Source organism: Snodgrassella alvi, assembly GCF_002777425.1.
GTDB lineage: Bacteria > Pseudomonadota > Gammaproteobacteria > Burkholderiales > Neisseriaceae > Snodgrassella > Snodgrassella alvi_B.
The window spans coordinates 20788-47027 of sequence record NZ_MDVC01000088.1 but is presented as its reverse complement, the minus strand read 5'-3'; the positions used below and the strand labels follow the sequence as shown (position 1 = coordinate 47027).

Annotated in this window: 22 protein-coding genes; 16 read left to right on the top strand and 6 right to left on the bottom strand. The window is 43.5% G+C overall.

Annotation, left to right across the window (positions count from 1 at the left end; translation table 11 throughout):
• Positions 1–49: 49 nt before the first annotated feature.
• A complete protein-coding gene (locus tag BGI33_RS07770; RefSeq protein ID WP_180298975.1) occupies positions 50–3553 on the top strand; it encodes a calcium-binding protein in 3504 nt (1167 codons plus the stop codon).
• A 369-nt stretch (positions 3554–3922) separates the two neighbouring features.
• Here the strand turns inward: BGI33_RS07770 and BGI33_RS07765 are convergent, their stop codons facing one another.
• Both BGI33_RS07765 and BGI33_RS07760 read right to left on the bottom strand, forming a co-directional pair.
• Positions 3923–5128: an acetate kinase gene (locus BGI33_RS07765; RefSeq protein ID WP_100090652.1), complete on the bottom strand. Its 1206-nt coding sequence runs from the start codon at positions 5126–5128 to the stop codon at positions 3923–3925.
• A gap of 59 nt (positions 5129–5187) precedes the next feature.
• Entirely contained in the window at positions 5188–5715 is a 528-nt protein-coding gene (locus tag BGI33_RS07760) for a C40 family peptidase (protein ID WP_100090651.1), read from the bottom strand.
• Positions 5716–6059: 344 nt separating this feature from the next.
• Between BGI33_RS07760 and BGI33_RS07755 the strand changes: the two genes are divergently transcribed.
• Together BGI33_RS07755 and dapC are read left to right on the top strand one after the other, a co-directional pair.
• Positions 6060–7229 carry an NAD(P)H-dependent flavin oxidoreductase gene (locus BGI33_RS07755; RefSeq protein ID WP_100090650.1) on the top strand — a complete coding sequence of 390 codons (1170 nt, stop codon included), beginning with the start codon at positions 6060–6062 and terminating at the stop codon, positions 7227–7229.
• 177 nt (positions 7230–7406) lie between these two features.
• Positions 7407–8594 (top strand): succinyldiaminopimelate transaminase, encoded by a 1188-nt coding sequence (dapC, locus tag BGI33_RS07750; protein ID WP_100090654.1) that lies wholly within the window; start codon positions 7407–7409, stop codon positions 8592–8594.
• Positions 8595–8695: 101 nt separating this feature from the next.
• Here the strand turns inward: dapC and BGI33_RS07745 are convergent, their stop codons facing one another.
• Positions 8696–9568: a YicC/YloC family endoribonuclease gene (locus BGI33_RS07745; RefSeq protein ID WP_257379101.1), complete on the bottom strand. Its 873-nt coding sequence runs from the start codon at positions 9566–9568 to the stop codon at positions 8696–8698.
• 161 nt (positions 9569–9729) lie between these two features.
• Between BGI33_RS07745 and rph the strand changes: the two genes are divergently transcribed.
• The 8 genes from rph to xerD all read left to right on the top strand — a co-directional run bounded on the left by rph (position 9730) and on the right by xerD (position 16481).
• The gene (rph, locus tag BGI33_RS07740) at positions 9730–10467 is read left to right on the top strand and encodes a ribonuclease PH (RefSeq protein ID WP_100090649.1); all 738 of its coding nucleotides are present in this window, start codon (positions 9730–9732) and stop codon (positions 10465–10467) included.
• Positions 10468–10670: 203 nt separating this feature from the next.
• Positions 10671–11912 carry an aspartate kinase gene (locus BGI33_RS07735; protein WP_100090648.1) on the top strand — a complete coding sequence of 414 codons (1242 nt, stop codon included), beginning with the start codon at positions 10671–10673 and terminating at the stop codon, positions 11910–11912.
• Positions 11913–12020: 108 nt separating this feature from the next.
• A complete protein-coding gene (gene ttcA, locus BGI33_RS07730) occupies positions 12021–12953 on the top strand; it encodes a tRNA 2-thiocytidine(32) synthetase TtcA (RefSeq protein WP_100090647.1) in 933 nt (310 codons plus the stop codon).
• A 7-nt stretch (positions 12954–12960) separates the two neighbouring features.
• Positions 12961–14199, top strand: coding sequence for an MFS transporter (locus BGI33_RS07725; RefSeq protein ID WP_100090646.1), 1239 nt, complete (start codon positions 12961–12963; stop codon positions 14197–14199).
• 71 nt (positions 14200–14270) lie between these two features.
• Positions 14271–14654 (top strand): hypothetical protein, encoded by a 384-nt coding sequence (locus BGI33_RS07720; protein WP_100090645.1) that lies wholly within the window; start codon positions 14271–14273, stop codon positions 14652–14654.
• Between the two features lie 36 nt (positions 14655–14690).
• The gene (locus BGI33_RS07715; protein ID WP_100090644.1) at positions 14691–15137 is read left to right on the top strand and encodes a peroxiredoxin; all 447 of its coding nucleotides are present in this window, start codon (positions 14691–14693) and stop codon (positions 15135–15137) included.
• A complete protein-coding gene (locus BGI33_RS07710; RefSeq protein WP_100090643.1) occupies positions 15130–15588 on the top strand; it encodes a methylated-DNA--[protein]-cysteine S-methyltransferase in 459 nt (152 codons plus the stop codon). Before BGI33_RS07715 ends, BGI33_RS07710 begins: the two co-directional genes overlap by 8 nt.
• Complete coding sequence (gene xerD, locus BGI33_RS07705) at positions 15582–16481, top strand: site-specific tyrosine recombinase XerD (protein ID WP_100090642.1); 900 nt, start codon at positions 15582–15584, stop codon at positions 16479–16481. Before BGI33_RS07710 ends, xerD begins: the two co-directional genes overlap by 7 nt.
• 409 nt (positions 16482–16890) lie before the next feature.
• Here the strand turns inward: xerD and BGI33_RS07700 are convergent, their stop codons facing one another.
• The 3 genes from BGI33_RS07700 to tgt all read right to left on the bottom strand — a co-directional run bounded on the left by BGI33_RS07700 (position 16891) and on the right by tgt (position 21228).
• Positions 16891–18063, bottom strand: coding sequence for a hypothetical protein (locus BGI33_RS07700; RefSeq protein WP_100090641.1), 1173 nt, complete (start codon positions 18061–18063; stop codon positions 16891–16893).
• A 546-nt stretch (positions 18064–18609) separates the two neighbouring features.
• Positions 18610–19992: an argininosuccinate lyase gene (argH, locus tag BGI33_RS07695; protein ID WP_100090640.1), complete on the bottom strand. Its 1383-nt coding sequence runs from the start codon at positions 19990–19992 to the stop codon at positions 18610–18612.
• A gap of 120 nt (positions 19993–20112) precedes the next feature.
• Positions 20113–21228, bottom strand: a complete 1116-nt coding sequence (tgt, locus tag BGI33_RS07690; RefSeq protein ID WP_100090639.1) for a tRNA guanosine(34) transglycosylase Tgt — start codon at positions 21226–21228, stop codon at positions 20113–20115.
• Positions 21229–21473: 245 nt separating this feature from the next.
• On the opposite strand from tgt, the gene thrS reads away from it, so the two are divergent.
• From thrS to pheS, 5 genes are all read left to right on the top strand, one after another.
• Complete coding sequence (gene thrS / locus BGI33_RS07685) at positions 21474–23381, top strand: threonine--tRNA ligase (protein WP_100090638.1); 1908 nt, start codon at positions 21474–21476, stop codon at positions 23379–23381.
• Between the two features lie 6 nt (positions 23382–23387).
• Positions 23388–23921: a translation initiation factor IF-3 gene (infC, locus tag BGI33_RS07680; RefSeq protein ID WP_174828828.1), complete on the top strand. Its 534-nt coding sequence runs from the start codon at positions 23388–23390 to the stop codon at positions 23919–23921.
• Between the two features lie 279 nt (positions 23922–24200).
• Positions 24201–24398 carry a 50S ribosomal protein L35 gene (gene rpmI, locus BGI33_RS07675; RefSeq protein WP_100090636.1) on the top strand — a complete coding sequence of 66 codons (198 nt, stop codon included), beginning with the start codon at positions 24201–24203 and terminating at the stop codon, positions 24396–24398.
• 12 nt (positions 24399–24410) lie between these two features.
• Positions 24411–24767: a 50S ribosomal protein L20 gene (gene rplT / locus BGI33_RS07670; protein ID WP_025330521.1), complete on the top strand. Its 357-nt coding sequence runs from the start codon at positions 24411–24413 to the stop codon at positions 24765–24767.
• Positions 24768–25045: 278 nt separating this feature from the next.
• On the top strand, positions 25046–26035 hold the full coding sequence (gene pheS / locus BGI33_RS07665) for a phenylalanine--tRNA ligase subunit alpha (protein ID WP_100090635.1): 990 nt from the start codon (positions 25046–25048) through the stop codon (positions 26033–26035).
• Positions 26036–26240: the final 205 nt, after the last annotated feature.

Sequence of the window (26240 nt, the reverse complement as noted above, 5' to 3'; positions counted from 1 at the left end):
TGGTAACGATTTAATCATTAACGCATATGGCAATTCGGACTCTGTAACTTTGCCTAATTATTTTAGCTATAACAATGATTACTACCGTGCATTCAATTTCATTTTTGAAGACCAAACTCTCGAACCACTAGATATAAATAACAGAATCACATTTACTCAGAATGGTGATGATAATGATAATATCATTACAGGATGGTGGAGCAATGATATTATCAGTGGAGGTAAAGGTAATGATACCTTATGGGGCAAAGCTGGTGACGATATCCTCAATGGCAATGACGGCGATGATATTCTCAATGGTGAAGATGGGAATGATACCCTCAATGGCGGTGACGGTAACGACACCTTAAATGGTGGTGCTGGCTACGATATTCTTATTGGCGGTACTGGTAATGATATTCTTAAAGGAGGAAATTATCATAAAGATCGCTATGAGTTCGAAGCAGGACATGGTCAGGATGTGATTTACGATAAAGAATACCCCGGCTATACGAATCATTACAATGATGTTGTCTTCAAGGGCGCCACTCTGGCTGACGCTCACTTTACCCGTTCCGGTAATGATCTGGTTATTCAAGCTTATGGTACTGATGATTCTGTTACTCTGCCTGATTATTTCAACAATTATTATAGCAGGGCATTTAACTTTGTATTTGATGACAAAGTATTAAGTGTTGATGATATAGCTGCCATGTCATTTATTTTGGGAGGCACATCAGGTGATGATGTACTCAGAGGCTGGAAATCTCACGATACCATTGCTGGAGGACCGGGTAATGACAAGCTATATGGAGGAGATGGCATAGACAACCTTTTTGGAGGAGCAGGTAATGACGAGCTGTATGGAGAAAGTGGAAACGACTATTTAAGTGGCGGCGATGGTGACGACATATTAAATGGCGGTGAAGGTGATGATATTCTTAATGGTGGTGCCGGTAATGACACACTATGGGGCAAAGAAGGTTACGATATCATCAATGGTGGTCCCGGAAACGATACTCTCTATGGCGGTGACTGGAACAAAGATCGGTACATTTTTCAACGTGGACACGGACAGGATCTAATTGAGGATTTTGAATATGATTCAGCAGTTGGCAGCTATAATGAAATTGTGTTCGAAAATGCAAAACTGGCTGATGCAGTGTTCTCGCGTTCCGGTAATGATCTTGTGATTCATGCCTATGCTAATGAAGATTCTGTTACTTTTACCAACTTTTTTAATTATCAGATGCACACCCGCGCCTTTAATTTTATCTTTGATGATGAATCCATCAATTATCAAGAATTAATTGATAATGGTTATATCTTTACTTTACATGGTAATGGCACGCTTAATGGTTGGAAAGGGAAAGATATCCTTAATGGCGGCGATGGTGACGATAAACTATATGGTGATAAAGGTGATGATATTCTTAATGGCGGCGATGGCAATGATACATTAAATGGTGGTGAAGGTAACGATATTCTTAATGGCGGCGATGGCAATGATACATTAAATGGTGGTGAAGGTAACGATATTCTTAATGGTGGTGCCGGTGATGACACACTATGGGGCAAAGAAGGTTACGATATCATCAATGGTGGTCCCGGAAACGATACTCTCTATGGCGGTGACTGGAACAAAGATCGGTACATTTTTCAACGTGGACACGGGCAGGATTTAATTGAGGATTTTGAATATGATTCAGCAGTTGCCAGATATAATGAAATTGTGTTCGAAAATGCAAAACTGGCTGATGCAGTGTTCTCGCGTTCCGGTAATGATCTTGTGATTCATGCCTATGCTAATGAAGATTCTGTTACTTTTACCAACTTTTTCAATTATCAGATGCACACCCGTGCCTTTAATTTTATCTTTGATGATGAATCCATCAATTATCAAGAATTAATTGATAATGGTTATATCTTTACTTTACATGGTAATGGCACGCTTAATGGCTGGAAAGGGAAAGATATCCTTAATGGCGGCGATGGAGACGATACACTATATGGTGATAAAGGTGATGATATTCTTAATGGCGGCGATGGCAATGATACATTAAATGGTGGTGAAGGTAACGATATTCTTAATGGTGGTGCCGGTGATGACACACTATGGGGCAAAGAAGGTTACGATATCATCAATGGTGGTCCCGGAAACGATACTCTCTATGGCGGTGACTGGAACAAAGATCGGTACATTTTTCAACGTGGACACGGGCAGGATTTAATTGAGGATTTTGAATATGATTCAGCAGTTGCCAGATATAATGAAATTGTGTTCGAAAATGCAAAACTGGCTGATGCAGTGTTCTCGCGTTCCGGTAATGATCTTGTGATTCATGCCTATGCTAATGAAGATTCTGTTACTTTTACCAACTTTTTCAATTATCAGATGCACACCCGTGCCTTTAATTTTATCTTTGATGATGAATCCATCAATTATCAAGAATTAATTGATAATGGTTATATCTTTACTTTACATGGTAATGGCACGCTTAATGGCTGGAAAGGGAAAGATATCCTTAATGGCGGCGATGGAGACGATACACTATATGGTGATAAAGGTGATGATATTCTTAATGGCGGCGATGGCAATGATACATTAAATGGTGGTGAAGGTAACGATATTCTTAATGGTGGTGCCGGTGATGACACACTATGGGGCAAAGAAGGTTACGATATCATCAATGGTGGTCCCGGAAACGATACTCTCTATGGCGGTGACTGGAACAAAGATCGGTACATTTTTCAACGTGGACACGGGCAGGATTTAATTGAGGATTTTGAATATGATTCAGCAGTTGCCAGATATAATGAAATTGTGTTCGAAAATGCAAAACTGGCTGATGCAGTGTTCTCGCGTTCCGGTAATGATCTTGTGATTCATGCCTATGCTAATGAAGATTCTGTTACTTTTACCAACTTTTTCAATTATCAGATGCACACCCGTGCCTTTAATTTTATCTTTGATGATGAATCCATCAATTATCAAGAATTAATTGATAATGGTTATATCTTTACTTTACATGGTAATGGCACGCTTAATGGCTGGAAAGGGAAAGATATCCTTAATGGCGGCGATGGAGACGATACACTATATGGTGATAAAGGTGATGATATTCTTAATGGCGGCGATGGCAATGATACATTAAATGGTGGTGAAGGTAACGATATTCTTAATGGTGGTGCCGGTGATGACACACTATGGGGCAAAGAAGGTTACGATATCATCAATGGTGGTTCCGGAAACGATACTCTCTATGGCGGTGACTGGAACAAAGATCGGTACATTTTTCAACGTGGACACGGGCAGGATCTAATTGAGGATTTTGAATATGATTCAGCAGTTACCAAATACAATGACATTGTGTTCGAAAATGCAAAACTGGCTGATGCAGTATTCTCGCGTTCTGGTAATGATCTTGTGATTCATGCTTATGCTAATGAAGATTCGGTTACTTTTACCAACTTTTTTAATTATCAGATGCACACCCGTGCCTTTAATTTTATCTTTGTTGATGCAACCATCAGTCATCAAGAATTAATCAATAATAGTGTATATTTAGCATAAAGGATAATAAAATTTAAATGCATTTAGGCTTATTAAACTAATAAAAAGATGATTACATACTATCATCAATTAAAAATTTGATTTTTTATATATAAAGTAAACAATATTTTAATTAAATATTGATTTAAAAAAGAGAAGATTCAATCACGAATCTTCTCTTCAATATTTAGTCGAATTAACTCTTAGCATTATTAAATTTACTTTTAGAAATTTGATTAACACATGTACAAAGAAGCATTCTTTTTTAAGAAACATACTCAATTAAATGAAATACACAAAAAAACTGACTTTATTTTTAATATTGCATAAAGTCAGTTTTATTACTGAATAAATTAAGACGATATGCGTCCTAATATAAATATTAAAGCATTACATTCGCATACCAGTTAACTGAGCAGTATCCTGCGCAATCATCAGCTCTTCATTGGTTGGAATAACCATAACCGCAGCTTTGCTGTCTTTAGTGCTAATCACACCCGGTGTACCAAAGCAGGCTTCCATATTGGCATCGTGGTCAAGAATCATGCCAAACACATTCAGATAGTTCACTACTTTTTCGCGCATCAGGGTAGAGTTTTCACCGATACCACCGGTAAACACCAGCGCATCCAGACTACCGCAGGCAACCATCATGCCACCTACATATTTGGCCAGACGGTAGGCAAATACATCCAGAGCCAGCTCTGCACCTTTATGTCCATTGGCAGCGGCCTCTTCCAGCATACGGCAGTCATTGGAAAGATTAGACAGACCCAGCAATCCGCTTTCTTTGTTCAGCATTTCGGTAATCTGTTCAATGCTCATTTTGGCATTCGAAGCAAGGAAAGAGAAAATGCTTGGATCGATGTCACCACAGCGTGTACCCATTACCAGACCTTCCAGAGGTGTCAGACCCATACTGGTATCCTGTGAACGGCCGTTTTTAACCGCAGTGATGGATGCGCCATTACCCAAGTGGGCAATTACCATGCTCATCTCATTGACATCACGCTGCAAAAATGCTGCGGCTTCCTGTGCAACATAGCGATAGCTGGTACCATGTGCACCATAACGACGTACACCATAGCGGGTATACAAGGTTGACGGAATGGCATAATGATAGGCATGCGGCGGCATGGTTTGATGGAAAGCGGTATCAAATACGGCTACCTGAGGTAATTCCGGGAATGCCTGTTGGGCTGCCTGTATACCCAGAATATGAGCTGGGTTATGCAGCGGCGCCAGTACAATGCAGGCCTCAATATCACGCATTACTTCAGGTGTAATCACGGTAGACTGGGTAAAGCGTTCGCCACCATGCACTACGCGATGGCCAATGGCTTTTACACGGTCGTATAAACCCAGCGCTTTTAACTGTTCCAGCAAGGCCATTACGGCAGCAACATGGTCGTGACCACCGGTTAAGGCATGTTTATGTTTTTCACCATTTATTTTGAAGGTAATGAAAGCATCAGTATTGCCTACTTTTTCGGCCAGACAGCTCATTAAAACTTCTTTTTCGGCTACATCCATTACCGCAGCCTTTACGGAAGAACTGCCGCAATTGAGTACCAATACCAAATCTTGCTCACTCATGTTATTGTCCTGTTTACTGTGATTACTTAGTCATAAAAAAGAATAGTTAATTCTTTTGATTAGCGGGCAAACAGCGTTCGTGCACCTGTAAAACGCTGGCTAAAATAGGGTTGATCCAGCCTGGCAGTACGAATCACACCATTACTGGAAGGAGCATGGATAAATTTACCGTTACCGATATACAACCCTATATGTGAATAAGCCTGTCCCGAGGTATTGAAAAATACCAAATCCCCAACCTGCAAATCTCGCGTGCGGATTGGTGTGGAAACAGCAGCTATATCACGCGCGGTACGAGGGAGATTAACCTGCAATGCCTGCTGGTAAATATATTGCACCATACCGCTGCAATCGAATCCGTTATCTCGCGTGCTGCCGCCATAACGGTAAGGCATACCAATTAGGCTCATGCTTTGCAACAACAATTCCTGACTTCCCTGCCGGTGGCTGATTTTGGTAATCCTGATTGGAGCCAGATGGCGCTGCTGGCCCAGCTGAACTCTTTTTTGACTACCCGTACCACAGGCTGACAGAAATAAAACCAGCGCACCTAAAACGGCACGCCGCTGTGCATTACATGTAACCATTAGTTATTTACCCTGTTGCGATTACCTGATTCATGCTCATAGCGTGAATATAACATGAGTTGGTGATGATTTCTCTAAGCATTAAGACTTAACAGCCAATCCTTACATTACCTAACCATGTCGTACAAATTCTACAAAACCTGTATCAAAGTCAAATCTAAAACCATTAAGTCGCTTTGATTCTCTTGACAGTGGCTTTATGCAAGAATAGAGTATATACACTAATTTATAAAAGCCAACCGGATTAAGTATAAGTTTAATTGGTTTCCGGTAGTAATTACAGGCTTTTAGCTTAGGTGGCGCCATGAAGTATTACTAATTTACATCAAGAGGCAGGAAGCAATATGCAGAAATTTGCACCACTGATTATTCGCAATCATCACCTGATACCAATTGTACAAGGCGGCATGGGCATAGGCGTATCTGCATCCAGTCTGGCCAGTGCAGTAGCACGTGAAAATGGCGTAGGTACGATTGCCAGTGTAGACTTACGTCATTTGCATCCCGATTTGCTGGAGCAATCTCAGCAAAATCCAACACAGGAGAAATACGACACTTTAAACCGGATTGCTCTGGATCGTGAAATTAAGTCTGCATTAGCCCAGTCGCAAGGACGTGGCATGATTGCAGTCAATGTGATGAAAGCAGTTAAAGACCATCCGGCCATGGTACGGCAAGCTTGTGAATCAGGAGCACATGCAATTGTAATGGGGGCAGGTCTGCCTTTGGATCTACCCGACATGACAGAAAATTTTCCTGATGTTGCCTTAATGCCAATCCTGTCTGAATCCCGAGGGATAGCCATAGTACTCAAGCGCTGGATGAAAAAAAACCGCCTGCCCGATGCAATCGTAATTGAACACCCAGCTCATGCAGCCGGTCATTTGGGAGCGGCCACTGTTGCCGGCGTGAATGATGAGCGTTTTGAATTCAAACGCGTACTCGCAGAAACTTTCGAGTTGTTCAAAAAACTTGATCTGGAACGGGAAAAAATTCCATTAATAGTGGCTGGCGGTATGGCCAACTTCCAGAAAATCACCACTGCCCTGAAAGAATGGGGTGCTGCTGCCGTACAGATAGGGACTGCATTTGCTGTTACTCAGGAAGGTGATGCACATATTAATTTCAAGAAAATTTTAGCCGGTGCAGAGGGTGAACAAATAGTAGAATTTATGTCTGTAGCCGGTTTACCGGCACGTGGTATTAAAACCAAGTTTCTTAATAGCTATCTGAAACGCGAAAGTATTTTACAGGCCAATGCCAAGGCTGACCCGCGACGCTGCACTCAGGGTATTAACTGTTTGTCGGTATGCGGTCTGCGCGACGGACTGGAAAAAGTCGGCCAGTTCTGTATTGACCTGAAGATTGCCGCTGCCTGGCGTGGCGAAACTGATAAAGGTTTATTCTTTCGTGGTAAAGATCCTCTGCCATTCGGGAATACCATACGCAGTGTGAAAGAAACCATTGACTACTTGCTGACTGGTAATATGCAAACAGTACAAAAATCTGCCTGATATTTTACCAACCATGTTAAAGCCACATTAATGTGGCTTTATATTTATAACACTGCTTTGTATCACTCAATTAGTCAACAAATACTATATTTGCCCGACAAATAACCACTACTCACTGCCGTGGCCATTTGATTGATGGTAGTATCAGAGCATTTACAATTATTTATGTTTACCACCATGAACCCCAAATTGGAATTATTGCAGCCCTACCCCTTTGCCCGCTTGCGTAAATTAATGGACGGCCTCGAACCGCCAGCCAATCTACAACCAATATCATTACATATCGGTGAGCCAAAACACCCCACACCACCTGTACTCACCAATGCTCTGATTCAACATCTGGACGGACTTGCTATTTATCCGGTTACAGCTGGTATCACAGAACTGCGTCAGGCCTGTGCCCAATGGTTGACACGCCGTTATGCAGGATTGAATGTTAATCCAGATACAGAAGTGCTGCCCGTTTTAGGTAGTCGCGAAGCCTTGTTTGCATTTACCCAAACCATTATTGATAGCAATAGTAAATTTCAGCCAGTGGTTATCAGCCCAAATCCGTTTTATCAGATTTATGAAGGCGCAGCACTGCTGGCAGGCGCACGCGTAGAATATGTTAATTGCCGGGCACCACATTTTATGCCGCAGTGGCAAGAAATTGATAACAATACATGGTCTAAAGTACAGCTGGTATTTGTATGCTCTCCGGGTAATCCAAGTGGTGCTGTAATGAATCTGGAAGAATGGCAGAAATTATTTGCCTTGCAGGATGAATACGGGTTTGTGATTGCTTCGGATGAGTGCTATTCGGAAATTTACTTTGATGATGACAACAAACCTTTAGGCGTATTACAGGCAGCCACACAGCTGGGGAGAACATTTGACCGCCTTATTATGTTTACCAGTTTATCCAAACGCTCCAATGCACCTGGCTTACGCTCCGGCTTTGTAGCTGGTGACAGTAAACTTCTGGCCAATTTCCTGCTTTATCGTACCTATCATGGCAGCGCCATGAGTGTGCCCGTTCAGCATGCCAGCATTGCCGCCTGGAACGATGAAGAACATGTTATTGCCAACCGCAATCTGTATCGGGAAAAATTCGAGAAAGTTATTCCAATATTACAGCGCAAATTTGCCATACAGAAACCCGATGCATCATTCTATCTGTGGCTATCCGTACCCGATGGTGATGATTTGGCCTTTACCAAAAAATTATGGCAAAAAGCCGCTATTCGTGTGCTACCGGGACGGTATCTTGCCCGCAATACCCCATACGGCAATGCCGGCGCCGGCTATGTGCGGATTGCACTGGTATCCAGTGTTGAAGAATGTATCGAAGCAGCCAAACGCATGATTAATCTGCCTTTTTAATAATCTGTTTTCATATAGTGATGCAACCAACAAAAAACCAGAATTGCCGGTTAGCTCATACAGGTAATTCTGGTGTTAATCACTATAATAACAACTAGTGTTTATTCAATATTCTGTACTTGTTCGCGCATCTGCTCAATCAGCACTTTAAGACCCACTGAAGCCTGAGTACATTCAATTGCTATGGCCTTGCTACCGAGAGTATTGGCCTCGCGGTTTAGTTCCTGCATCAGAAAATCCAAACGCTTGCCCACACTGCCACGATGTTCCTCTATAAGACGCCGTGCTTCAGTAATATGGGTATTTAAACGATTCAGCTCCTCGTCAACATCCGCCTTTTGCATAAACAGAACAAATTCCTGTTTCAGTCGCTCTGCATCTACCTGTGCCACTGCTTCCCGCAAGCGGGTTTCAGCCTTATTCATATGGTTCTGCAATAACTGCGGAAACAGCTGCTGCATCGCAGCCACAATATCACTCATATCATTGAGCCGGCTCAGCAGGTGCTGCTGGAGTTTTTCCCCCTCCCGCGCCCGTGCTGTCTTAAATTCGGTTAATACCTGCTTTAGTAGCGTCAGCAGCCCATTGAGCAGCACGTCTTCGTCTTCCGTTGTCGCAACAATTACCCCGGGAAAATGCAGAATATCTGCAACCGTCAATTTACCTAAATCTTTATACTGACGGCGTATCTGATGATTAAATGCTGCCAGTTGCTCTACCAGCTTGTGATCAATGGGTAAATCCTCAGTATTTTGGCTGGGGAGCTGCTTAATCTGTACGCGACACTCCAGTTTACCCCTTGCTACCTGCGCGTTAATTAATTCGCGCATCTGCCCCTCAAACCGGCGTAATTCTTCTGCAACTTTAAACTGTACATCCAAATAGCGATGATTAACTGCCCTAAGCTCAATACTGATTTGACGATTCCCAAACTGTCCTGAAGCATTTGCATAGCCAGTCATACTGTATAACATAATATTTTCCTTAAACCGTTTTTTCCTGCCTGGTTATATCTAAACTGGCAATTAAATCAAGTATAACGAAAACCCTTTCATCTACAAAAGGCTTAATTAGTATCAATAGCAGCACACTGACTATATAATTCTTTAACAATCACTCAATCAAAGCGGCCATAATGAAAAATACCTCTATACCCAATCGCACTGAGCGTGCTGATAACGAACCACGGAAGCTTAGTATTATTCCTCACTTTCTAGCACATGCAGATGGCTCCGTATTGATTAGTTGCGGCAATACTAAAGTAATCTGCACTGCCACCATTGACGAAAATGTTCCTGCTTTTCTCAAAAATCAGGGACACGGCTGGGTGACAGCAGAATATGGAATGCTGCCAGCTTCAGCTAACGGACGTATGCGCCGCGAAGCCGCAGCAGGAAAACAGTCTGGCCGTACTCAGGAAATTCAGCGTCTGATTGGCCGCTCATTACGCGCAGTTGTGGATATGGAAAAACTGGGCAGTCGCCAGATACTGATTGATTGTGATGTCATTCAGGCTGATGGTGGTACACGTACGGCCAGCATCAGCGGTGCCTTTGTTGCCCTGTCGCTGGCTGTTAACAAACTGCTTGCCCGTGACGTAATCAGTGAAAACCCGATTCGTGAAGCCGTAGCCGCTATTTCAGTTGGCACCCTTAATGGCAAACTACTACTCGATCTGGACTATCCCGAAGATTCGGCCTGTGATGCCGATATCAATGTAGTCATGACTGCTTCACAGCAACTGGTTGAAATTCAGGGCACTGCCGAAGGTGCTACATTCAGTATTCAGCAATTAAATGATTTAATCAGTCTGGCACAAAAAGGAATTGAGCAAATTCTTGCCGCCCAGCAACAAGCACTGGCTGCCAATTAATTCATACAAATACAATTACCTATTTTCTGAATTTAAAAATTATTTAAAACAGGCCGCTTGAATCTGACAAAATACTGATTCAGCGGCTTGTTTTTACATGATAAAAATGCTAAAAAGAACGCCCTAAAGGAAAATCAAGCAGGCAGTGTTAACACAGTCTCTCCTTTTTTGACATTAAAACAACTCAGAAAGCAAGCAGTGTTATGGCGTTAATCGTACAAAAATACGGCGGTACCTCAGTAGGAACTGTAGAGCGTATAAAAAATGTAGCGCGTCGTGTAGCACAGGCCAGAGCCAATGGTGATGATGTTGTCGTGGTTGTATCCGCCATGAGCGGTGAAACCAACCGTCTGGTCGCACTGGCACATGAAATTCAGGAAAAACCCAATCCACGTGAAATGGATGTTGTGTTATCAACCGGCGAACAGGTTACAATCGGCCTGCTGGCCATGGCACTGCACAGCATTGGCGTAGATGCCAAAAGTTATACCGGCTGGCAGGTAGCAGTTAAAACCGATTGCGCCCACACCAAAGCGCGGATTGATGAAATAGATGATATACGTATCCGCACCGACCTGAATGCTGGCAAGGTGGTCATCATTGCCGGTTTTCAGGGTATTAATGCCAATAATGATATTACTACACTTGGCCGTGGTGGTTCAGATACTTCAGCAGTTGCCCTGGCTGCGGCACTAAAAGCCGACGAGTGCCAGATTTATACCGATGTAGATGGCGTTTATACTACCGACCCGCGCGTTGTACCTGAAGCACGGCGCCTCAGTACCATCTCATTCGAAGAAATGCTGGAACTGGCCAGCCTGGGCAGTAAAGTATTACAAATCCGTTCGGTAGAATTTGCCGGTAAATACAAAGTGCGGCTGCGCGTGTTAAGCAGTCTTGAAAACAATGGCAAAGGCACATTAATTACGTTTGAAGAGGATCAAAATATGATGGAACATGCGGCAGTATCCGGTATTGCTTTTGATAAAAATCAGGCACGAATTAATGTGCGTGGTGTACCAGATACGCCGGGAATGGCTTCCCTGATACTCGGCGCTGTGGCTGATGCCAATATTGAAGTAGACATGATAATTCAGAATTTCGGTTCTGCCGGTACCACAGATTTTTCTTTTACCGTACCACGTAGTGATTATCAGAATACACTGGATATTCTGCATGAAGTACAGAAAAAAATCGGCGCACGTGAAGTTTGTGGCGATGATACCGTATGTAAAGTATCCATAGTCGGCATGGGTATGCGCTCACATGTTGGCATCGCTTCTACCATGTTCCGTACACTAGCTAAAGAAAATATCAATATTCAAATGATTTCGACTTCTGAAATAAAAGTTTCCGTGTTAATTGATGAAAAATATCTGGAACTAGCTACTCGGGTGCTCCATCAAGTATTTCAGTTGGATAAAGAACCGGAAAAAAGAGGCTAAAATCCCCTTTTAACGCTTGTAAAATCTAACACAGGTCGGCTGAGCTACGTCAGCCGACCTTTAATTATTGTACAATGGCAGCTATTTGCTTAAATTAGTGCTGCATCCATGTCTCATACACCCAAACGTGAATACGAAAACAACAAGCTAGTCAAACGACTCCGTCATCAGGTTGGTGCTGCCATTAATGACTTCCAGATGATTGCAGAGGGCGACAAAATCATGGTTTGCCTCTCTGGCGGCAAAGATAGCTATGCATTACTGGACATTCTGCTCAGACTACAGAAATCCGCTCCAGTACAATTTGAAATTCTGGCCGTTAATCTTGATCAGAAACAACCCGGCTTTCCGGCTCATATCTTACCCGACTATCTGCGTAGTCTGGGCGTACCTTTTCAAATCATCGAAGAAGATACCTATAGCGTAGTCAAACGGGTTATAGATGAAGGTAAAACCACCTGTGGCCTGTGCAGTCGCTTGCGCCGTGGCATTCTGTATCGCGTGGCCAAAGAAAATGGCTGCACCAAAATAGCTTTGGGTCATCATCGCGATGATATTCTGGAAACCCTGTTTCTGAATATGTTCTACGGTGGCAAACTCAAAGCCATGCCGCCAAAACTGTTATCTGACAATGGTGAACACATCATTATCAGACCATTAGCCTACGTTAAGGAAAAAGACCTGATTCGCTATGCACAAATGCAGGAATTTCCAATTATTCCATGCAACCTGTGTGGTTCGCAGCCCAATTTGCAACGACAGGTAATTAAAGACATGCTGCAACAATGGGATAAGCAGTTTCCTGGTCGCATTGAATCCATGTTTTCAGCCCTGCAAAATGTAGTACCTTCACATTTGGCAGACTATAGATTATTCAACTTCACCGGCCTGCAACAGGGGCAGAAACTGCCACATGGTGGCGATATTGCTTTTGACCGCGAAAATTTTTCTTCCACGACAACGTTAGTACAGACTGGTGAAATTACTCAATCTGTACAAACAGGCAAACCCATTATTAACATTTTAGATTCCCGACAATAAGCCCACTATGAATCAACCAAGAAAAAAATTAACTCCCGCAAAAGCCATGGTAGCCGCAATCAGCGGCTACGCTATGGATGGTTTTGACTTACTGATACTCGGCTTTATGCTCAGTGCTATCAGTAACGACCTCGGACTGAACACCTCACAGGCTGGTTCACTGGTAACATGGACCCTAATCGGCTCCGTTATCGGTGGTATCGTGTTTGGCCATCTGAGCGACCGTTTTGGCCGGGTACGTATGTTATCGCTCACCATTCTTATGTTTGCCGTATTTACCGGCCTGTGTGCCATTGCGCAGGGTTATTACGACCTGCTGATTTACCGTGCATTGGCTGGCATGGGTTTAGGTGGTGAGTTTGGTATCGGCATGGCCATGATTGCTGAAGTATGGCCTGCTGCAAAACGCAACCGTGCCTCAGCTTTTGTCGGCATTGGCTGGCAGTTGGGTGTACTGGCAGCGGCTTTTATCACCCCATTCCTGCTCAATATTATCGGCTGGCGCGGCATGTTTCTCGTGGGATTATTCCCAGCTGTGGCGTCTTACTTTATTCGTCATGATACCAGCGAACCAGAACAGTTTACCCGCGAACACAAAGCCCAAGGCGAGCTGTCATTTTCAGCACGCCTGAGCTTACTGGTTAAAGATCGGCAGACAGCCAAAATCAGTCTGGGTATTTTTATCCTGTGTGCGGTACAAAACTTTGGTTACTACGGATTAATGATCTGGATGCCCAGTTATCTGGCTAATAAACTGGGTTTTAGCCTTACCGCTTCCGGTAACTGGACAGCGGTCACCGTAATCGGCATGATTATCGGTATCTGGCTGTTTGGTTTCCTGGCCGATCACTTTGCCCGCTGGAAAATCTTCCTGATTTACCAGATTGGTTCCTTCATCATGGTGGCACAATATGCCCAGTTACAGGATCCAACCGCATTACTGATCTGCGGTGCCATTATGGGGCTATTTGTAAACGGCATGATTGGCGGCTATGGTGCACTGATTTCTGATAATTTTCCACCACATGTCCGGGCCACTGCCCAGAATGTACTATTCAATCTTGGCCGAGGTGTAGGTGGTTTCGGGCCACTGGTTATCGGTTTTCTCGTTAAAGAATGGTCATTCTATGCAGCCTTGTGTCTGCTGGCGTCTATCTACCTCTTAGACATCATTGCAACCTTATGGCTACTACCCCGGCATAACGCAACCCCATCCAAAGATGACAACCTTGGCGTTATCGGCTGATTAATTGACTCATCAGTGCAGAGTTACCATACCCTGCACTGATTTTTACCATCAACACATCAGATAAAACCATGACAACATTTACTAAAGTTATTTTATATACCGATAGCGATGGCTATGCCCGCTTCAAAGAAGAAAAAATCGAATTAACCGAAGGCAATGAAAAAAGCCAATTATCACCGTGGTTAAATGCAGAAGGTTTACAATTACGTCACAGCCCGGTTGGTTTTGAAAGTGATTTTCACTGTACCGGCAAGCCGCAATGGCTGTTTGTGTTACAGGGAATCATGGAAATCGGCCTGCGTGATGGCACCACCCGTCGTTTTGGCCCCGGTGAACATTTTTATTCTGCCGATACCCTGCCCGCAGGTGCCACCTTTAATCCACACATTCATGGACACTGTAGTCGCCTGATTGGCAACGATCCCCTGATTACTGCCTTTATCCGCAACTAACTTCAGTAACAAAATATTTACAAAGGAAAATATACAATGTCAAAACCCATGCTGTTTAGCTTGCCCAATGCAGAAGGCAACAACTTCAACATTATCGAACACCTGCCAGCCGTGGTTTATTTTTATCCGAAAGACAATACCCCCGGTTGCACCACCGAGGCACAGGAATTCAGTACACTCCTACCACAATTCAAGCAGCTAGGTTATAACGTTATCGGCATTTCCCGCGATACAGAAAAAAGCCATCACAATTTCATCTGCAAATACGGACTCAACATCACCCTGTTGTCAGATTGTGAAAAAGCAGTATGCCGCCAGTTTGACGTACTCAAAGAAAAAAACATGTATGGCAAAAAAGTATTTGGTATTGAAAGAAGCACATTTATCCTGAATCAGGATGGCAATATTGTTCATGAATGGCGCAAAGTTAAAGCCGCCGGCCACGCCCAAACCGTTTTAGATACCCTACAACAACATGCCTAGCTATTCCTATCGCGCGCCCTGCTGCTCATTAATACTGGATTTTAATCAGCAGCAGCAACTACAGGCAATCCACTGGCAAACAGCCATGTCAGCAACCCTGCCTGGGCTGACAGGATACTGGGCTCAACAGCTTGATGCCTATTTCTCTGGCAAACTGCAAACATTTAACTATCCTCCCTCATCTGCTGGCACTGTATTTCAGCAGCGAGTATGGCAGGCAATTGCCAGTATTCCCTATGGGCAGGTAGCCACCTACGGCGATATTGCCCGTATACTGGGCAGCGCAGCCAGAGCAGTTGGACAGGCCTGTGGCAAAAATCCCCTGCCAATTATTATCCCCTGCCATCGGGTTGTATCCGCCAATGGTCTGGGCGGGTTTAGCCTGAGTAATAATCCTTTCGAACTCAATATTAAACGCTGGTTACTCGCCCATGAGGGAGCAACATGGTAAACGAACCCTTACCACCAGAGCTGCTCGAACCAATTGAATCACTGCTTGAGCACTTATGGCTAAGCGAACAACTGGCATTTAACACACTAGAAAGCTACCGGCGCGACCTGAGCAAAATTGCACGCCGCTTACAGCCTCTGCATCTGAACTGGTTCAACGTAGATGCTTTGTCACTGGCTGATGCAATATTTATCGATAGTGAAAAACCATCATCACAGGCACGAGCACTGTCAGCATGTAAACGTCTGTTTAGCTGGATGCAGGAATACAACCGGCGTCAGGATTTACCTACCGAGCAGCTACAAATGCCCAAAAAAGGCCAGCATCTGCCTGATATCATTTCCGAAAGCCAAATAGATGCTCTTCTAGCTGCTCCAGATACCGAAACACCACATGGTCTGCGCGATAAGGCCTTACTGGAACTAATGTACGCTACCGGCTTACGCGTCAGCGAAGCTGTTAATTTGCACATTAACGAAATTGATTTACAGAGTGGTTTGCTTAGTACCATCGGTAAAGGAAACAAGCAGCGTATGGTACCACTAGGTGAAGAAGCCACAGACTGGCTACAAAATTACTTTACTCATGCTCGCCCTGCTTTACTCAAAGGAAGAGCATGTGATGCTGTATTTGTCAGCCAGAAAAAAACCGCCATTAGTCGCCAATTGGCATGGATGATTGTCACTAAATATGCCAGTTCGGCAGGTATTCATCACCTTAGCCCCCACGGCCTGCGCCATGCATTTGCCACTCATCTGGTTAACCATGGTGCTGATCTGCGCGTAGTTCAGCTATTACTGGGGCATGCCGATATAGGTACCACCCAAATCTATACCCATGTAGCCAATGAACGTCTGAAACAACTAGTACAACAGCATCATCCGCGCGGATAAAATACAAATCAAAACACAATATAAAATAAGCAAACTTATCAGAATAATAGTTTAAATTGTCCTACTGAAACAAAATACATAGGCAATTGACGCCTATAGTTACAATACACCAGCATTAACAATCACATAGCAGTAAGCCACCATTCTGCGATACAAAGTTTGCTTGTGCCATACCGTACTTTATCTGGCCAATTATCAGCTTATCGATATTAATTTATATATTAGTATTGAACAATTTAATAACACAAGAACAATAGCAGCCATATATTCAGCTATCTTATGTAGCCATCCCAATCTCAATACTCAAACTGCACATAAAAATAAATGATTTCACAATATGAAAAAGCCAGCATGCAAAGCATACTGGCCTGAAAATTAATTAAATCAAATAATTCAGATTATTTAATTGTTAATATAAACGCAGTCGAGATCCAATATTAACCGAATTCTGCGGCGTAGGCTGCATGGTAAATTTCGGGTTTCCAGTATATTCCAGTTGGAATTTATAATCTATTTTCATCGGACCTTTAAGCTCTTTAATATCATCCAGCGGCACCTCACATTGATAGCGTACTCCTATAATTCGACCTTTAGCGTCAAAATAGAAATTGCTTACAATTGGAATAGATTTATTCTTAAATTGCGCCATATAACTACCAATTGGTGTACCTGCCAATGCACCATCATTATCATCTGAATAGATTGACGCCAATGCATCAATGATTTTTTGTAATACTGCATAGTCCTGAGGCTGATATTTACTATCCGAACCAGCTTTGGAAGCAGCCTGTTTCAAAGCTTGAGAAAGACTTTGCAGCATGGCAGCATTATATTTTAGGCTTTCAGCATAAGACGAATTCAGTTTAACCTGATGTTTAGCCTCCAGCTCTTTTCCGAATTCGTCTACACTTACTTTACTAAATTCACTAGATTTAATTACAGCATAACCATCATCTACAGATTTAGGTATACTTTTCAACAAATCAGCAATAGGCAAATGCTGTACTCTGTCTTGCGGCACAGCCAGTTGCACGTATCTGTCACCGATTACCAATTGAGGATTGGATTGTTCATTCATAACATCTGATACATTAGTGATAGCAGAAGCATCCATGTATACAGACAAATTATTGAAGTCCACATAAACAGGAAATTTATAAGAAATCAATGCATTTTTTCCTTCATAGCGGAACTCTGGAATCACTTCCATACGCCCTTTTCGCATATCCACTGCACCAGTAAATGGTATTGAGAATGATTTGCTAATCAGCCCCATCATCCTGTTAACTGATTCCATTTGCTGTTTATAATAATCTGGTTCAGCTTCTAAAAACTCTTCGGAAGAATCACTTGACTGTACTGTAATTGCTTCTGAATTTTTATCCGCAGTGCTTGCGCCTGCCCGATTACCCATTTCCAGTCTATAACTACCACTGAAATTAAACTGATTATCTTCTTTCATCATGCGCTGCATACCAGAACGTACCATCTTGTCAGGTGATTCCTCTATCTTGTTTCCACATGCTGACACCAGCCCGGCAACAGCCAGTGCCAAAATCATTTTTGTAATCTGCAATCTCATAACAGCCCTTTTAAAAATAAAGACAAAAATAAAATTAAGTTAATAATTGTAAATGAATCAAGCACAAATAACCAGATATTCTGCATCATTTTGCTTTACATAAATTGCATTTGTTGTAAAAATACTAAAACAGCATTTAGTATTGATGAAATATTATAAAAAATTAATAACATTAATTAACAACATGTCGGAAATAGTTTTCTAGTCTGTTATAAAGTGCTTATATTTTCCAAATAAATCAGTAAACGCAAACTATTTTCAAAAAACAATAATCTTTAGCTTAATCATACAATCCTGAAGCATTACCTGCGCACAGGCAGGATAACCATCTAAAAATATTCTGACACTACCCCTCAGGATGCGACTTCTTCTTACCTTAATGATAAAATTAATCGAATAGAAATTGTGCTGATAATAAAACAAATATTTTATAATATTCTTTAAAGATAAATACTTGGCTAAAGCAAACTTTGTCAAAGAGCTTCAAAGAAAATAAAAAATCAGGCAGAAATTTATCTGCCTGATTTATAAATTAGCTAATAAAATTTAAACAGTTTGTAAATACTCACGCCAGCGTGCCACCTGCACACGTACCTGCGCTGGCGCTGTACCACCAACATGATTACGCGCATTAAGACTGCCTTCAGGAGAAAGCACCTGATAAACATCCTCATCTATCAGGCTGGAAAATGATTGCAGCACATTCAATGGTAACTCACTTAATTCCTGCTGCTGCTCTTCCGCCAGTCGCACCGCACGTGCAACTACCTCATGACTATCGCGAAACGGTAAACCTTTTTTAACCAGATAATCAGCCAAATCAGTTGCTGTCGCAAAACCCTGTAACACAGCAGCACGCATATTCTCAGGCTTCACACTAACACCACGCATCATATCCGCATAAATACGCAAAGTATCTACCAGAGTATCTACCGTATCAAAAAGCGGCTCCTTGTCTTCCTGATTATCTTTGTTATAAGCCAGCGGCTGTGATTTCATCAAAGTAATCAATCCCATCAGATGGCCTACTACACGGGCACTTTTACCACGTACCAGTTCCGGCACATCCGGGTTTTTCTTCTGCGGCATAATGCTGGAACCAGTACAGAAACGGTCTGCAATATCAATAAAACCAAAGCGCGGACTCATCCAGTAAATCAACTCTTCACTCAGGCGTGACAGATGCATCATCAGAATCGACGCAGCAGCAGTAAATTCAATAGCAAAATCACGGTCAGATACCGCATCCAGAGAGTTCTGGCAAACTGCTTCAAAACCGAGCAATTGCGCAGTGACTTCACGCTTTATCGGAAACGTAGTGCCGGCAAGTGCAGCAGCTCCTAATGGCATCCGGTTAACCCGATGGCGACAATCAAGCATCCGTTCACTGTCACGACCCAGCATCTCAACATAAGCCAGCATATGGTGGCCAAAACTAACAGGCTGTGCTACCTGCATATGCGTAAAACCTGGCATCACCACTTCTGCATTTTTATCAGCCAAATCAACCAGCGCAGACTGCAAATCCTTGATTAGTGCCACAATGTGATCAATTTCTTCACGCAGCCACAGCCGAATATCGGTAGCCACTTGATCATTACGGCTACGCCCCGTGTGCAACCGCTTACCAGCATCGCCTACCTTCTGGGTCAGCAGATGTTCCACGTTCATATGAACATCTTCCAGATCAACCGACCATTCAACTTTTCCGGCAGCTATTTCCTGCAAAATTTCCTGCATACCAGCTTTAATTGCAGACAAATCCTCCGCACTCAACACACCAGCCTGTTGCAGCATCTGCGCATGTGCCAGCGAGCCCTGAATATCACATTGAGCCAAACGCTGGTCAAATGTTATTGATGCCGTATATTGCTTCACCAGCTCACTTACCGGTTCATGAAAACGGCCTGACCAAACTTTCTCTCCCATACTATTTCTCCACTATACTCAACAATATCCAAAGAAATTGCTGACAGCACATTACCTCCCATCAGCACCCCATCATCTTCATCGGTAATACAAAAGCAGCACCAATACCAAAAAATTTGATTACAGTACGCCGCGGGCGCGATCAGTATGAAAGCGCGTTTGAAACTCACTGAATTTACCCGCCTCAATGGCCAGCCGCATTTCTGCCGTCAGTATCTGATAATAGCGCAAATTATGAATGGTATTTAACTGAGCACCCAGAATCTCGCCTACACGCTGCAAATGATGCAGATAAGCACGGCTGAAATTACGGCAGGTATAGCAGTCACAACTTTCATCCAATGGGCGCTGGTCGTGGCGATAAATCGCATTACGGATTTTCACATCACCAAAACGGGTAAATAGCCAGCCATTACGCGCATTGCGGGTTGGCATCACACAATCAAACATATCAATGCCATAGGCCACACCATACACCAAATCTTCTGGTGTGCCGACACCCATCAGGTAATGTGGTTTATGTGCAGGAAGCTTAGGACCAATAGCCCGTAAAATACGGTACATTTCCGGCTTCGGTTCACCAACAGACAAACCACCTACAGACAAGCCCGGAAAGCCGATTTCCTCTAGTCCTGCCAGCGACTGCTCGCGCAAATCCTCATACATACCACCTTGAACAATACCAAATAAAGCATTCGGATTATTCAAGCGCTCGAATTCATTTTTACTGCGCTCTGCCCAGCGCAGACTCATTTGCAAAGATTTCTCAGCTTCTTTTGCGTCTACATTACCGTCTGGACACTCATCCAGCTGCATCACAATATCAGAATTCAATACCGTTTGAATCTGCATGGAAATTTCAGGCGACAAAAACAGCTTGTCTCCATTAATCGGGCTGCGGAAAGTACAGCCCTCTTCCGTTAACTTACGCATCTGCGCCAGAGAAAACACCTGAAAACCGCCAGAATCAGTCAGCATCGGCCGGTTCCAGCCAATAAAATCGTGCAACCCGCCAAAATCACGAATAACATCCAGACCCGGCCGTAACCACAAATGGAAAGTATTACCCAGAATAATCTGTGCCTTGATTTCCTCCAGATTACGTGGCGACATGGCCTTAACTGAACCATATGTCCCAACCGGCATAAATACTGGTGTTTCCACCGTGCCATGATTCAATTCCAGAGTACCACGACGCGCAAAACCATCTGTGCGCTGTAAAGTAAATTTCAGCATATAACTAATTTAATGACAATAATTATGACAGAATACCCGATTATAGCCGAAACCACCACATTTCGCCGGACAAGCATTGCCAAGCAAAATCCAAATCGTTAAAATAAATTCCTTACCCGAAGCGAAAGTTCACCAGTAACTATCGCTTTATATCTATCCCTTTAATTTATAAATATAATCAAAAGCAGCCATCTTATTTTCTCACTTGTAACAAGCGAGCCTGGTCTGTTGTTTGTGGAGTATGCATGTTAAACATTACCCTGCCAGACGGTTCTGTCCGTCAGTTTGAAGCGCCTTTAAGCATAGCCGACATTGCCGCTTCCATAGGTGCAGGCTTGGCCAAAGCCGCCATTGCCGGGAAAATTAATGGCAAGCTGGTAGATACATGTGATCAGGTAACAGAAGATGCACAGGTCAGCATCATTACCGCAAAAGATAAAGAAGGTGTCGAAATCATTCGCCACTCCTGCGCCCATTTGGTCGGTCATGCCGTTAAGCAGCTATATCCTGAAGCCAAAATGGTTATCGGGCCGGTAATTGAGGATGGCTTTTATTACGATATCTGGTACGAGCGCCCCTTTACCCCCGAAGACATCGCAGCTATCGAAGCACGCATGAAAGAACTGATTGCACAAAATTATGATGTAATCAAAAAAGTTACTCCGCGTGACGAAGTCATCAGCGTATTCAAACAGCGCCATGAAGACTACAAACTGCGCCTGATTGAAGACATGCCAGATGAAAAAGCAATGGGTCTTTATTATCATCAGGAATACGTAGACATGTGTCGGGGTCCACATGTTCCTAACACCCGCTTCCTGAAAAATTTCAAACTAACCAAACTTTCCGGCGCCTACTGGCGCGGAGATGCCAAAAACGAACAGCTGCAACGCATCTATGGAACAGCATGGGCAAGTAAGGAAGACCTGAACGCTTATATTCAGCGCATAGAAGAAGCAGAAAAACGCGATCACCGCAAACTGGCCAAACAAATGGATTTATTCCACTTGCAGGACGAAGCGCCGGGCATGGTATTCTGGCATCCAAAAGGCTGGTCACTATGGCAGATTATTGAGCAGCATCTGCGTCGCGAACTTTCTGCCGCCGGCTATCAGGAAATCAAAACACCCATGATTATGGATCGCAGCCTATGGGAAAAATCCGGTCACTGGGATAACTACAAGGAAAACATGTTTATTACCGAATCGGAAAAACGTGTTTATGCCGTTAAACCTATGAACTGCCCCGGCCATATCCAGATTTTTAATCAGGGTCTGCGTTCATATCGCGATTTACCATTGCGCCTGGCCGAATTTGGTTCCTGCCACCGCAACGAACCTTCCGGTGCCCTGCATGGCCTGATGCGTGTACGTGGCTTTACACAGGATGATGCACACATTTTCTGTACAGAAGACCAGATTGTCAGCGAAGCCAAAGCATTCAACGAACTGGTAATGCGTATTTATCGTCAGTTTGAATTTAACGACGTAGCCGTCAAATTATCCCTGCGCCCGGAAAAACGTGCTGGCTCTGATGCAATCTGGGACAAAGCCGAGCAGGGATTGCGTGATGCCCTGAATGCCTGTGGTGTTACCTGGGAAGAATTGCCCGGTGAAGGTGCTTTCTATGGCCCCAAAGTGGAATACCACATTAAAGATGCATTAGGCCGCTCTTGGCAATGCGGCACCATCCAGCTGGATTTCGTGCTGCCAGAACGTCTGGGCGCCGAATATGTAACCGAAGAAAATGGCCGCGCCCGCCCGGTAATGCTTCACCGTGCCATTCTGGGTTCACTTGAACGCTTTATCGGTATCCTGATTGAACATCATGCCGGCGCATTCCCATTATGGCTGGCACCGGTACAAATGGTAATCATGAATATTACCGAAGCACAAGCCGAATACTGTCGGCAACTTGCCACTCGTTTAAGCGCAGAAGGCTTTCGTGTGCATTTAGACTTGCGTAATGAGAAAATTGGATACAAAATTCGAGATAACAGTACGCAACGCCTACCTTACCAACTGGTTATAGGCGAGAAAGAAAAACAGGACAACAAGGTTGCCGTACGCAAACGCGGCGGCGAAGACTTGGGTCAGATGGATATTGAGACATTCATTACCCAGCTGAAACAGGAAACCTTGTCTCTTCATTAAACGTGAATAAGGAGTACGACCATCGCTCAAGAACGCGAAGCACGCATCAACGGTGAAATCACCATTAAAGAAGTGCGTTTGATTGGTCCAACTGGTGAACAGTTGGGTGTAGTATCTACTCAGCAAGCCATGAAACTGGCTGAAGAGCATGATGTGGATCTGGTGGAAATCGCCCCTACCGCCAAGCCGCCCGTCTGCAAATTAATGGATTTCGGTAAATTTAAATACGAGCAATCCAAAAAACGCGATGAGCAGCGCAAAAAACAGAAACAGGTGCAAGTTAAGGAAATCAAATTCCGCCCTGGTACTGATGAAGGTGATTACCAGATCAAAATGCGTAACATCAGCCGCTTTCTGACTGACGGTGATAAAGTAAAAGTCACCTTACGGTTCCGCGGACGCGAAATGGCACACCAGCATCTGGGCGCAGAACTACTCAAGCGTATTCAAGCTGATTTAATAGAAATTGGCACCGTTGAGCAGTTTCCTAAAATGGAAGGTCGCCAAATGGTAATGATTATTGCACCAAAAAAGAAATAATCATTAACTGAATTTCAGCCTGTCTCATAAAAGCCTCATTTTATCTATATAAAATGAGGCTTTTCATATATCGGCCTATAATCTTAACCAGCTCATAAGACCTTAACAGTCGATAATGACTGCCATATTGCCTTACCAACACAGGTATATTATAATTCGCTTTTTTGTGCATCGCCGCTGTGCGCAAATCAATATTTAGGCGGCAAAAACCGTGGTGTGCGGGTTAAAGTGCTGTTTACAGCCACCCCTCGCCTGATCCAACAACAATGGAGTTTTCCCATGCCGAAAATGAAAACCAAATCAAGCGCGAAAAAACGCTTCAAAGTATTGGGTAACGGTGGTGTAAAACGCGCTCATGCGTTCAAACGTCACATTCTGACGAAAAAAACCACCAAAAATAAACGTCAATTGCGTGGCACCTCTCTGGTGAATGACCGCGATATGGCTTCTATTCATAAAATGTTACCCTACGCTTAAGGAGTTTGAACTATGCCTCGCGTAAAACGTGGTGTTACCGCTCGTGCCCGTCACAAAAAAGTTTTAGCGTTAGCCAAAGGCTATCGCGGCCGTCGTAAAAACGTCTATCGTATTGCCAAACAGGCAGTAATGAAAGCCGGTCAGTATGCTTACCGTGACCGTCGTCAGCGCAAACGTCAATTCCGTCAATTGTGGATTGTGCGTATTAATGCAGCAGCACGCCAGAATGGCTTGTCTTATAGCAAATTCATGAACGGCTTGAAAAAAGCTGCCATCGTTATCGACCGCAAAGTATTGGCTGATCTGGCTGTTTTTGATCAGGCTGCATTTGCGCAACTGGCAGCACAGGCAAAAGCTGCACTGGCCTGATAGTCAGTTTTTTGTAAAAAAGGAAACTTCGGTTTCCTTTTTTTGTATTCCTGCCTTGTCAAATAAGCCCAATCATTGTCAAAACCATCGTTTAGCACTGTTGGTCACACGAATTTCGCGTTAAAATAACCTTTTAGCACATATTTTATTATAGCGTGTTATATTGCCCGTTTTGCCCATTGCAGGCTCGGTATTGATACAAATTCCAGCGTATTCAACAGCAAGACAAAGAGCATAAAAACACTCCTTCGTTTTATTTTTAAGTAAAGAATCTCGTTATGGAAAACGCCAACCGCATCGTTGCCGAAGGCATCGCTGCCGTTAACTCAGCCATTGATTTACCTGCATTAGAATTAGTAAAAGCTCGCTATCTGGGTAAAACTGGTGAACTCAATGCCTTATTAAAAACTCTGGGAAAAATGACACCAGAAGAACGCAAAACTACAGGTGCGCACATTAATGAGTGCAAAAACCAGTTTCAGGCTGCATATAACCAGCAACGCGATGCCCTGAATGAAGCAAAACTTCAACAACAGCTTGCCGCTGAAGCACTGGATGTTACCCTGCCCGGACGCGGACAGAATCTGGGTGGATTGCACCCAGTTACACTAACCTTGCAACGCATTGTAGAACTGTTTCACAGCATGGGTTTTACCGTAGCAGACGGGCCGGAAATCGAAGACGATTTTCACAACTTTCAGGCTTTAAACATCCCGCCCAATCATCCGGCTCGCGCCATGCAGGATACCTTCTATGTAGAAAATGGTAACGTATTGCGTACCCATACTTCACCTATCCAGATTCGTTACATGCTGGATAAAAAAGAACCGCCAATCCGCATTATTGCGCCGGGACGTGTATACCGGGTAGATTCAGATGCAACGCACTCTCCCATGTTTCATCAGGCAGAAGGCCTGTGGATTGAAGAAGGCGTTACCATGGCTGATCTGAAAGCCGTATTTACCGACTTTATCCGCCGCTTCTTTGAGCGCGATGACTTACAGGTACGCTTCCGTCCCTCGTTCTTCCCTTTTACCGAACCTTCGGCAGAAATCGACATAATGGGTGAACGTGGCTGGCTCGAAGTGGGTGGCTGCGGCATGGTACATCCAAACGTACTGAAAAATGTCAACATAGATGCTGAAAAATACACAGGTTTTGCTTTTGGTATCGGTCTGGATCGTTTTGCCATGCTCCGCTACGGTATCAACGATTTACGCCTGTTTTTCGATAACGACCTAAACTTCCTGAAACAGTTTCAGGATTAAAACTAATTGTCACCTAACCAATAGACAATTAAAGGGCGGGAACAAAACCATGGCATCAAGTCCATTATATTTTGTTTCTGATTTTAGTTTTAATATCGAAGCCATAAATAACCTGATACCTACTACTGATGAATTTTTCAGATTGAATAGTGCCTACGGCTGAATAACAACCGACACAGATTCATCAGCAAATAACATTAATCCC

Coding starts and splice junctions, on each gene's coding strand:
- dapC (WP_100090654.1), top strand. CDS start 7,407: ATGAACCCCAAATTGGAATTATTGCAGCCCTACCCCTTTGCCCGCTTG.
- BGI33_RS07720 (WP_100090645.1), top strand. CDS start 14,271: ATGACAACATTTACTAAAGTTATTTTATATACCGATAGCGATGGCTAT.
- BGI33_RS07755 (WP_100090650.1), top strand. CDS start 6,060: ATGCAGAAATTTGCACCACTGATTATTCGCAATCATCACCTGATACCA.
- rpmI (WP_100090636.1), top strand. CDS start 24,201: ATGCCGAAAATGAAAACCAAATCAAGCGCGAAAAAACGCTTCAAAGTA.
- BGI33_RS07715 (WP_100090644.1), top strand. CDS start 14,691: ATGTCAAAACCCATGCTGTTTAGCTTGCCCAATGCAGAAGGCAACAAC.
- BGI33_RS07710 (WP_100090643.1), top strand. CDS start 15,130: ATGCCTAGCTATTCCTATCGCGCGCCCTGCTGCTCATTAATACTGGAT.
- BGI33_RS07725 (WP_100090646.1), top strand. CDS start 12,961: ATGAATCAACCAAGAAAAAAATTAACTCCCGCAAAAGCCATGGTAGCC.
- rph (WP_100090649.1), top strand. CDS start 9,730: ATGAAAAATACCTCTATACCCAATCGCACTGAGCGTGCTGATAACGAA.
- BGI33_RS07745 (WP_257379101.1), bottom strand. CDS start 9,568: ATGTTATACAGTATGACTGGCTATGCAAATGCTTCAGGACAGTTTGGG.
- pheS (WP_100090635.1), top strand. CDS start 25,046: ATGGAAAACGCCAACCGCATCGTTGCCGAAGGCATCGCTGCCGTTAAC.
- BGI33_RS07760 (WP_100090651.1), bottom strand. CDS start 5,715: ATGGTTACATGTAATGCACAGCGGCGTGCCGTTTTAGGTGCGCTGGTT.
- BGI33_RS07735 (WP_100090648.1), top strand. CDS start 10,671: ATGGCGTTAATCGTACAAAAATACGGCGGTACCTCAGTAGGAACTGTA.
- rplT (WP_025330521.1), top strand. CDS start 24,411: ATGCCTCGCGTAAAACGTGGTGTTACCGCTCGTGCCCGTCACAAAAAA.
- thrS (WP_100090638.1), top strand. CDS start 21,474: ATGTTAAACATTACCCTGCCAGACGGTTCTGTCCGTCAGTTTGAAGCG.
- tgt (WP_100090639.1), bottom strand. CDS start 21,228: ATGCTGAAATTTACTTTACAGCGCACAGATGGTTTTGCGCGTCGTGGT.
- ttcA (WP_100090647.1), top strand. CDS start 12,021: ATGTCTCATACACCCAAACGTGAATACGAAAACAACAAGCTAGTCAAA.
- argH (WP_100090640.1), bottom strand. CDS start 19,992: ATGGGAGAGAAAGTTTGGTCAGGCCGTTTTCATGAACCGGTAAGTGAG.
- BGI33_RS07700 (WP_100090641.1), bottom strand. CDS start 18,063: ATGAGATTGCAGATTACAAAAATGATTTTGGCACTGGCTGTTGCCGGG.
- BGI33_RS07765 (WP_100090652.1), bottom strand. CDS start 5,128: ATGAGTGAGCAAGATTTGGTATTGGTACTCAATTGCGGCAGTTCTTCC.
- xerD (WP_100090642.1), top strand. CDS start 15,582: ATGGTAAACGAACCCTTACCACCAGAGCTGCTCGAACCAATTGAATCA.